General features: G+C 56.2%; 7 protein-coding genes. 4 read left to right on the top strand and 3 right to left on the bottom strand.

Annotation, left to right across the window (positions count from 1 at the left end):
- Positions 1-116: 116 nt before the first annotated feature.
- Together DU506_RS19735 and DU506_RS19730 are read right to left on the bottom strand one after the other, a co-directional pair.
- Complete coding sequence (locus tag DU506_RS19735) at positions 117-1445, bottom strand: ATP-binding protein (protein ID WP_114488576.1); 1329 nt, start codon at positions 1443-1445, stop codon at positions 117-119.
- Positions 1435-2100 (bottom strand): response regulator, encoded by a 666-nt coding sequence (locus DU506_RS19730; protein WP_114488575.1) that lies wholly within the window; start codon positions 2098-2100, stop codon positions 1435-1437. The genes DU506_RS19735 and DU506_RS19730 overlap by 11 nt, the downstream gene beginning before the upstream one ends.
- A gap of 142 nt (positions 2101-2242) precedes the next feature.
- Here DU506_RS19730 and DU506_RS19725 point away from each other — a divergent pair, with 142 nt between their 5' ends.
- The 4 genes from DU506_RS19725 (at position 2243) to DU506_RS19710 (ending at position 6807) form a co-directional block, all read left to right on the top strand.
- Complete coding sequence (locus DU506_RS19725) at positions 2243-3547, top strand: ferredoxin reductase family protein (RefSeq protein ID WP_114488574.1); 1305 nt, start codon at positions 2243-2245, stop codon at positions 3545-3547.
- 100 nt (positions 3548-3647) lie between these two features.
- The gene (locus tag DU506_RS19720) at positions 3648-4040 is read left to right on the top strand and encodes a PepSY domain-containing protein (RefSeq protein WP_114488573.1); all 393 of its coding nucleotides are present in this window, start codon (positions 3648-3650) and stop codon (positions 4038-4040) included.
- A gap of 43 nt (positions 4041-4083) precedes the next feature.
- Positions 4084-4566 (top strand): DUF2271 domain-containing protein, encoded by a 483-nt coding sequence (locus tag DU506_RS19715; RefSeq protein WP_114488572.1) that lies wholly within the window; start codon positions 4084-4086, stop codon positions 4564-4566.
- Between the two features lie 24 nt (positions 4567-4590).
- The gene (locus DU506_RS19710) at positions 4591-6807 is read left to right on the top strand and encodes a PepSY domain-containing protein (protein ID WP_114488571.1); all 2217 of its coding nucleotides are present in this window, start codon (positions 4591-4593) and stop codon (positions 6805-6807) included.
- Between the two features lie 178 nt (positions 6808-6985).
- Here DU506_RS19710 and glgP read toward each other — a convergent pair whose 3' ends face one another.
- Entirely contained in the window at positions 6986-9535 is a 2550-nt protein-coding gene (gene glgP / locus DU506_RS19705) for an alpha-glucan family phosphorylase (protein ID WP_114488570.1), read from the bottom strand.
- Positions 9536-10113: the final 578 nt, after the last annotated feature.

Raw genomic sequence — 10113 nt, 5'->3', positions numbered from 1 at the left:
GTAAGACCGGCAATGCCAAGGCATTGAGGCGACGGACAGCGAAGCAGGAACCTGGGAGGTAACGACCAGGGAATCCCCTTCCACAAGCGCGCTAGCGCTGAAGGTGGGGGAGGATGTCAACGAGCGTCTACCAAATTAAGTACTGCTTCAAAGCCATCTTGCCTGCCGGTTGCAGGTGAGAGTAGATGTAAGCGTATGTTGGCCCCTGTGGCGATGGCTTCGGCAATGGCCAGGCCCAGGCCGGAGCCGTTTGCATCGGTTTTTGAGCGTGCAAAGCGGTTGCGTAGCAGGGCGAGCTGATCCGCCGGCACGACTTTACCGCCATTGCATACCCGTAAGGTACCGTTAGCGCTCAGGTTGACCTCCACCGGCTGGTTTTGGGAGCCATGTTTGACGGCATTCTCAATCAGGTTACGGGCCAGGATGGCGAAGGCATCGGGATCCAGGAAGGAGTTCACCTCACGCTCGGGCAGGGTCAGGATAATCCGTTCTGGCACCTGACCTTCAAAATCAGCGATGATCATCGCCAGTATTGGCACAAGGTTGTGCTGATTCTGTGATATGGCGCCGCCGCCTTCGGCTTTCGCCAGTTCGAGCAGTTTTCCAGACAGTATCGACAGGCTGCGCAGCGCTTCCTCAATCTCGGCAACATTTGTCTTCAGCTGATTACTTTGTACCTGGGTTTTTAGTCGCTGCACTTTGGCAAGCGCTGTTGCCAGGGGTGTCCGCAATTCATGGGCGCTGTTGGCGGTAAAACTCCGCTCTGTGTCAAGGGCGCGGTGCAAGCGTTCCAGCAACCGGTTGACGGCAACGGAGACCGGCTCGAATTCTTTTGGTAACCGATCCCCCACAACGGGGGAGAGATCTCCAGCGCCCCGGGATTCTATCGACTGCTGGAATTCGACCACTGTGCGCAGGGAAAACCGGACAATCCACCAGACCCCCAGCAGGCTGATCGGAATCAAGAAGATCAATGGCATCAGCAACGCCAGACCCGCTTCCAGTGCTGCTTCGCGTCGGTGAGCTAGAGGTTCAGCTACTTCAATATAAAGGGTGTCACTGACGGCGGATGCGCCGTATATCCTGTGCGTCGAGGTGGTTAAAAACCCTTCCTTAGGTAAGGTGCCAAACACCCGGGGGTCGGCATCGTGGGACTGGAGCAGGAGGTTGCCTTGTTGGTCCCGGACCAGGTAAGTGAGGTACTCGTCATGGTCTTTCATGGCAGGGGTCGTTTGGTTCCCGGTGCCATTTTCCCGGTTCAGGATGTCGGTGACGGCCAGCGGCAGAATACGTTGCGCGGTTTCTTCCAGGGCACTGTCGAATACCTCATTCATTTCGTGCTGTGCAACCAGTCCGGAAGCGGTAACGCCTAACAGCCAGAGCAGAGTGACGCCGAGGGTGAGGCCGATGCCCAGGCGGCTCTGTAAGCTGGTTCTAGTGGTCATGTGTTTCCAGGCGATAGCCCATGCCCCTGACAGTTAGGATGGCATCGCGCCCCAGTTTTTTACGCAAACGGCTGACATAAACCTCAATGGTGTTGCTTTCGATTTCTGCCCCGAAGGCGTAAAGACGATCCTCCAGCTGCGATCGCGATAATAACGTTCCAGGCCGTTGGATGAAGCCCTCGAACAGTGCCCACTCCCGGGCAGTAAGTTCTATCGGTTGGCCGTCGCGACGGATGCGGTGATCCCCAAGATCGACCTCAAGATCACCCACGCGTATCAGCGGGCTCGGATTACCCCGATACCGACGGGCTACCGCGGCCACACGGGCTGACAGCTCGGAAAGATCAAAGGGTTTTACCAGATAGTCGTCGGCGCCGGCGTTGAGTCCTTCAATCCGGTCAGACACCTGATCCCTGGCGGTAAGGATGATGACAGGTGTCGTGTTTCCGGAAGTTCTCAGCTTTCTCAAAAAGCCAAAGCCATGCCCGTCCGGCAGTATCAAATCGAGCAGAATCAGATCGTAGGCGGTGGTCTGAATACTGGTTTCGGCAAAACCCAGGGTTTGCACCCAGTCTACTGCATGGCCGTCATCGCTGATCTGGTCCCGCACCGCCTCACCAAGCCCCGTTGTATCCTCGACCAACAGTACCCGCATAGTTCACCTCTTATCCATCCGTCAATTAAACATACTACAGCCAGGACCTGACAGCAGCCTGAATGGCTGACCTTCAGGTGGCTGTCAGGTTTGGACGTTAGCCTCACTCCAACCATTCCAGGTGCCGATCGGAGGAGACGTCATGATCCGGATGATTTTACCTTTCATTGTGCTGGTTTCCGGCCTCTGGGCCTGGAGTCTTGCCGCAGGCCCGGGGGCCGGTTCCCTTTGGGCGGTCTATGATCAGAGCCTGTTGCTCAGCGGCTGGCTAGCCATCGCGTTGATGTCACTGGCCATGATGCTGGCGTTGCGCCCCGCCTGGCTGGAACGACCACTGGGCGGACTGGACCAGATCTATCGCACTCATAAATGGGCCGGCATTCTGGCGGTGGTATTCGCCGCTGCCCACTGGCTGATCGAAATGGGTGATGACGTCATCGAGTCGATTTTCGGCGAAGCGGGTGAGCCGCATTATTCCGGGTTTATCGACACCATGCGCGACGCCGCCGAAGACGTTGGCGAGTTCGCCATTTATTTACTGTTTGCCATGTTGCTGATAACCCTGTGGCGCAAGTTCCCCTACAAATACTGGCGCTACCTGCACCGGGTGATGCCCGCCCTTTACCTCTTGCTGGCTTTCCATGCGGCGTGGCTCACTCCGTTGCAATGGTGGCAGCAGCCGATTGGCATGCTAATGGCCGTCCTGCTCCTCGGAGGAAGCATTGCCAGCGGGCTTTCCCTGACGGGCAGAGTTGGCCGTCGCCACCAGGTTCGAGGCACGATCACTGCAATCAACACTCCAGCTCAGGATGTCACCGAGGTTACCTGCCATCTGGGGCCAGCATGGCGCGGACACCGTGCAGGCCAGTTTGCGCTCGTGACCTTTAATGCCCTGGAAGGTGCTCATCCGTTCACCATTGCCAGTGCTGATCGGGGCAGTGGCACCGTCACATTCCTCATTAAATCGCTCGGGGACTTCACCCGTAATCTCAGCCATAAAATCAGGGTAGGGCAACCGGTGACGGTTGAGGGTCCCTACGGCCGCTTTGATTTCAATCGAAGAAACCGCAAGTCCCATCAGGTCTGGATTGCCGGCGGCATCGGTGTAACGCCGTTCCTCGCCTGGCTTGACGCCATTGGCACCAACACGGTCACGGCGCCGGAGGCAGACCTTTACTACTGTACCCGAAATGCCGAGCAGGACCCCATGGTGGAAAGGCTCCGTGAGCTTTGCCAGGGCTTTGACGGCATTAATCTGCAGATTCATGACAGCAGTAAGGGTGAGGCGCTCTCGGCAGAAAAGCTGTCTATCGGTGGGCGTTCAACAGCAGGCGCAGAAGTATGGTTTTGCGGCCCGGCAGGGCTGGGGCGGGCAATCGAACAGGGATTGCGGGCTGCGCCTTTCCGTCTGACGCGATTTCATAAAGAGGCTTTCCAGTTTCGCTGATCTACGTTGATCCTGGTCTTCGTTGGTTAGGGGGCGCGTTCAGGCCAGTGTCAGGTAAACCTCATAGAGTATCCATTGTGGATTCAACAGGAGACATCCCATGAAAACCAACCCCTTGATTTTAGGCCTCGCTTTATTGTGTCTGAGTACTCCGTTGTTGGCAGATGATGATTGTGATGATCCGGTGGCCAATTGGCAGCCCCGGGAGAACCTGCGCCAGAAACTCGAAGCTGAAGGCTGGACGGTTTACCGCATCAAGGTGGATGACGGTTGTTATGAGGTAAAAGGCGTGGCCCCACAGGACTTCCGCGCTGAAGCATCTTACTCCCCAGCATCACTCATGTTGATGGAACTGGAGCGAGAAGATGATGACGACGATGACGATCGTTACCGCCATGACAGCGACAAACGTGAAGGTGCTCAGAACAGTATTCAACCGGCAGCGCAGAGTAATGGCATCGTCAGTGGTCGCCCCAGCGTCACCGTGGAATAACCGGTAGCGCTTTTTGTTGCCCACCTTTATCAGGAGAAATCGTATGAAAAAGATCTTGTTGGCGATTGGCCTAGGCTTAGGACTGACCACTGCACTGGCCATGCCTGCTTTTGCCCAGCCACGTGAAGTGACTTTTACGACCGAGCTGAGTAATTACGGTGGCGATGGCGCCTACCTGGCGCTTTATCTTACGGATGCTTCCGGGAAATATCAGGGAACTCTCTGGGTTGCGGGTAAAAAATCCAAATACTACAAGCATCTGAGTGGCTGGGCACGTGGCAGCGGGCTGAATCCGACGGAGTACGATGGCCTGACCGGAGCGAGTATCACCAGCGGGCGTACCCTGAAAATCACCCTGGACCTGGATGATGCCCTGATCGACAACGGCTACGAGATCCGTGTCGATACCGCGGTTGAAGACATGCGGGATCATCGGGCGGATATCGCCGTACCACTGACCAGCGAAGGATCTGGCCAGCCGATAACCGGGCGTGGTTACGTTCACTCATTTCGCTACGATTTTTGACCGACTGGTGCAGGAGCTTAGGTGATGTTGCGACAATTGCACGGATTATCTGGACTGCTGGCGGCGCTGTTCTTGATAACGCTTGCCACCACCGGTGCTGTTCTGTCCCTGGCGCCCGCAATGGACAGGGTGGTCGCGGTGATCCCGGCCGTCGGCGAGGTGAGTGTGGCGGAGCTGGCAGGTCGGGTCGTGGCCCATTACCCGGGAACCGAACAGGTTGTGCGTGGCCCTTCCGGTGGAGTGATCGTCTATCACAACCGTGACGGCCAGCCCGGGGCTGACCTGGTCAACCCCCTGACTGGCGAGGGCATTGCGCCCTATGAGCCATCGGCTTTTTTCAGCTGGATCAAGGATCTGCATCGTTCGTTTCTACTTAATGATGCAGGCCGACTGCTGGCCGGAGTGATGGCCGCCGTGATGCTGCTTCTCTGTATCTCCGGAATTCTGCTGCTGGTCCGTCGCACCGGTGGCTGGAAGGCATTGATACGACCGCTCGCTGGTACCGGCAGCAAACAGATTCATTCTGAACTGGCCCGATTTGCGGTTCTCGGGCTGCTGCTGTCAGCTTTGACCGGCAGTTATATGTCAGCCCAGCGTTTTGGTTTGCTGCCCGAAACTTTCGAAACCGGGCCGACGTTTCCTGCTGAGGTCGCTGGTGGGCAACCGGCTCCGGTGGCAACACTCAGCGCTCTCATGGATGTTGACCTCAGGGAATTGCGGGAACTGGTATTTCCTTATCCTGACGACCCTCAGGATGTCTATTCCCTGACAACCAGCAGCGGTTCCGGATTTGTTGACCCGGCAACCGGTGAGTTGCTGAAATTTCAGCCCCGGGCTACAGGCAGCGTGTTCCAGCAATGGATGGTCAGTTTGCATACCGGTGAGGGCCTGTGGTGGCTGGGCCTGATTCTTGGCGCTGCGGCGCTGACCGTGCCGGTGCTCTCGATGACTGGGATAAGCATCTGGTGGCAGCGCCGCCGGTCGTCAGAGCAGCTACCGGACAATGCCGAGGCATATCAGGCGGATGCTATAATCCTTGTCGGTTCCGAAGGTAATACCACCTGGGGGTTTGCCCGGGAGCTCCATACCAAGCTGAACAAGGCAGGGTTTCGGGTGCATTGCAGCGAGATGAACGCATTGGCTGACAGTTATCCGCAGGTATCCAGGCTTTTTATACTGACCTCGACCTATGGCGACGGCGACGCGCCGGCGTCCGCCCGACGGTTTATGGCCAGGCTCCGTGATTTCCGGAGCTACAAGACTCTGCAATACGCGGTGCTGGGTTTTGGTGATCGGCAGTTCTCGAACTTCTGTCAGTTTGCGTTGAATGTGGATGCGGCACTCGCCAACAAAGGGCTGAGCCGTCTGCATCCCATCGAGCTGATCGATCGGTGTTCCTCTTCGCAATTCAGCGAGTGGGGAGACAAGATCAGTGAGTTTATCGGGACACCGCTTGCGCTGACCTATGATCCGCTGCCGCTGTCCACGGTAAAGCTGGAGCTGGTAGAGCGGGCGGATTACGGGGTCGCGATACAGGCACCTACTAGTATCCTGCGTTTCAAGGTGGCAGAGCAGGGCCGATGGCCGCAGTTTCTCTCCCAAGCCAAAACGCTACCACTATTCGAAGCGGGCGACTTGCTGGGCGTCATGCCTCCGCACGGGCAGGCCGCGCGGTTCTACTCGCTGGCATCCTCTGTTACCGACGGAGTACTGGAGATATGCGTCCGCAAACAGCCGGGTGGCTTGTGCTCCGGTTATCTTCACGGGCTTAAGCCGGGGGACTGTATCAATGGCTTTATTCGCCATAACCCCGAGTTCCGGCCAGCTACTGGCAGCAACCCTGTGATACTGATCGGCGCGGGTGCAGGCATTGGCCCATTGACCGGTTTTATCCGGAAAAATACCGAACGTAACCCGATGTACCTGTATTGGGGTGGGCGCAATTCGCAATCGGATTTTCTCTATCAACCCGAGCTGGGGCGCTACCTTGACGACCATCGGCTGACCGGGCTGAATACGGCGTTCTCTCGATCCGAAGAGCATGCCTATGTTCAGGATAAGCTCAGGCAGGATCAGATCGCTGTACGCCAGATGGTCGATAAGGGCGCTCAGATTCTGGTCTGTGGTGGCCGGGATATGGCAGAGGGAGTAAAGCAAGTCATCGAAGACATTCTCAAACCCTTGGCAACCGATGTGGAAGCGCTCAGAGCCGAGGGGCGGTATCTGGAGGATGTCTACTGAAAACTATGAGACAGCGTCAACTTGACGCTTAATCCACCCTTTTCTCTGTTTTTATTTCGAGAGTGGCGCTATGGCGGCGGATGGATCTCATGGCTCGGAGGCCTGTGTGTCCGGGAAACTGTTGCCAGATCAAGTCTTGTCGGTATTGGCTTTCCTTACACCGCAGAATTGGGTGCTCTTATCGCTGCCAGACAATATTCTGGTTTTCGAGAGGGATGGCTCTGCCATAATGGTGTGGAATCACTCGTGCCGTATAGTCTGTTTTGGGTCGGGTTGTCTCAACTACGCCTTGATAGACATAACCGTTGGCTGCGTTTGCCAATTGGCGGAGACATTGCATGGGAATAATTTCCGGTTCGCTACTTGCCACCCCCTCTGCATATAGTTCGACTTGCGCAGCATCGACAGCTATATCCCCCAGATAAACTTCGACTTCGAAACGAATCTGACGATCGCGTGTATATGCTGATGAGGCACCGAAATGTACGCCCGCCCAGCGACGCACATCCAAGACTGGACGGTCCTGTCGTATCCCGTGCTGGTAGGCACCACATTGACACTCGGCGACGCGATGGCGCAAGGAAGTGGCTGCGGAAAGATAATACTTTTCAACATATTCGCGTAGCGAACGGTTGGTAGAATACTGTGTCGTCAGTGTAGCCATGCTTTCCCGCATGCGACTGACCCAGGCACAGGGAATGCCCGATTCGTCACGGTCATAGAATTCCGGGATAATTTCCCGCTCAAGTCGCGCATACAAATCCCTTGCTTCGGCAGCATCCCAGGCAGCGTAATTTTCATGCTCCAGGCCGTCGCCTATCGCCCAGCCCACTTCAGGGGAGAAAGCTTCCGCCCACCAGCCATCCAGAACCGAAAGATTCAGGCCGCCATTCACCAGAACCTTCATGCCGCTGGTGCCACTAGCCTCCCACGGCCGGCGTGGTGTGTTGATCCAGACATCTATACCTTGAACCAACTGTTCGGCAACCTGCATATCATAATCGCTCAGGAATACGACGCGGTCTACTGCGTCAGGATGCTGAATGAAGCGAAGCCATGCCTGGATCATGGCTTGGCCGGTCAAGTCTGCGGGGTGTGCCTTGCCAGCAATAACGAGCTGTACCGGCCTTTCAGAATCATTCAGTAACCTGAACAGTCGCTCTGGGTCATGCAAAAGCAGGTTGGGTCGTTTGTATTCAGCGAAGCGGCGGGCAAAGCCCAAAGTCAAGGTGCCCGGATCAAAAATGCGTTTTGCCCCTTCAATAGCATGGTGAGGCGAGCCGGACGCTGCCAACTGACGAGACAGCCGCTCACGGATATATTCGACCAGCGTCGTACTCGCGGCTAGCCGGAGTTGCCACAGCCGGGCAAGAGGTACCTGACGGATCGGCTCACCGATACCTTCCGCTGCACCGTGCCAGCGATCATGACCGCAGACATTGGTCCACAATTCATCGGCCGAAACCGAGTCCCAACTCGGCATATGAATGCCGTTGGTGACATGACCAATCGGCACTTCGTGAATGGGCCAACGGGGAAAGAGCGGGGCGAACAGGTGGCGGCTAACACGGGCATGCAAGCGACTCACACCGTTTACCGCGCCACTGCCGCGTATCGCAAGATAGGCTGTCGTGAAAGGTTCATGCGGGTCTTCCGGGGTTTGTCTTCCCATCGCCAGAAGCGACTCCACAGGTATGCCCAGCGTTTGCTCGGCATAGGTCGTCAGGTATTGCCGGATTAGGCTGGGCTCGAAGCGATCGAAACCTGCCGCTACTGCAGTATGAGTCGTAAAGAGGTTGCCCGCGCGGGTGATGTCCAAGGCAGCGTCAAATGGCAAGGCATAGGTGTGCATGAACTGCGCCGCCCGCTCAAGCACGGCAAAAGCAGCATGCCCTTCGTTCAGGTGACAGATCTCTGGCTCGATATCCAGGGCCATCAACAGTCGCCAGCCCCCGATACCTAGCAGTATTTCCTGCTGCAGTCTCAGTTCGTGTCCACCACCATAGAGGTCGCTGGTGATGCCACGGTGTACCGGGACGTTGGCGGCATCGTTGCTATCCAGTAAATAGAGCTTCACGCGCCCGACTTGAGCCTCCCACGCACGCAGCCAGACGGAATACGCCGGCAATTCGACCTTTATACGCACCCATTCGCCGTCGGCAAATCGTAAAGGAACAATAGGCAGTTGCCCCGGGTCGTTATATGGGAACAGCGCTTGCTGTCTCCCGTACTGGTCAATGAACTGGCGAAAATAGCCTTGTTGATACAACAGACCGATACCGATCAACGGCACGCCCATGTCACTGGCTGCCTTCAGTTGATCGCCTGCCACATTGCCCAACCCGCCGGAATAGATCGGCAAGGCTTCACTGAGCATAAACTCCATGCAGAAGTAAGCAACGGTGCCCAACGCCTCGTGTGAATATGTATTTTGGAACCAAGACGGTAATACCGAGGCATGTCGCCGGGCTTGGAGAAGATCTTCCACTTCCTGACGGAAATCTGGTGAGGCGAGTAGCCTTTCAAGGGTTTGTCGGGAGACTGTCTGCAACACGACCCAAGGGTTGTGAGTCAGCTCCCAATGTTCCGGGTTAAGAGTCCGCCATATCCGATCCGTGGCATGGTTCCAGGAAGAACGTAGGTCTAATGCAAGCTCGGCCAAGGCGTCGAAGCCTTCGATGTCTGCACACCCATGGAAGGCACTGCTAATGAAACGCGGAATTGGCAAGGCTGCGATCCCCTAAAGTCTCATCAAGGAAGTAAGGAAACCCTCAGTTTTTCAGGTTACAGACGTTTGTTTATCAGCATAGCTGGGAAGAACAAGCGGAAGCCAGTGTTCGTAGCCGTGTTAATTACACTCATTGGCTAGACTATTAGTATTTTATGGAGATATCGCAAGCTTTATGAAAGAGGGTTAGCTCTTAAAAGGAGGCAAAGTGGATGAAATGAGCGGGGTTCTGGTTTTTTACGATGACCGCGTACTGGCACATCAGCCAGACAGTCATGGCGCTTTCCCGACGTATGGACAAGCGCCTGCAAGAGATGCTGACGGGGTTCGATCCGCATTAGAATGATCTGGCGCTTAGCATTTCCTACGAGGGCTTCGGCGCCATGGCCGATATTCTTCAGAGTCTGGCACGGCAACATTGTGACGGGCGCCTGGCCTTTGCTTGCTTGTTCTTATAACTGGTTGGATATATAGTTTTCTTATGCCGATCATCCGTTCCGACTCCCTGGCGCTACACGTCACCAGTGCCGACCAACAGACCGCTCTGGCGGATACGCTGGCGCTGTATCGGCGATTGG

The organism is Vreelandella rituensis, assembly GCF_003336665.1.
GTDB classification, from domain to species: domain Bacteria; phylum Pseudomonadota; class Gammaproteobacteria; order Pseudomonadales; family Halomonadaceae; genus Vreelandella; species Vreelandella rituensis.
The sequence above is the reverse complement of the archived record's forward strand: the minus strand, read 5'-3'. Positions and strand labels throughout refer to the sequence as shown.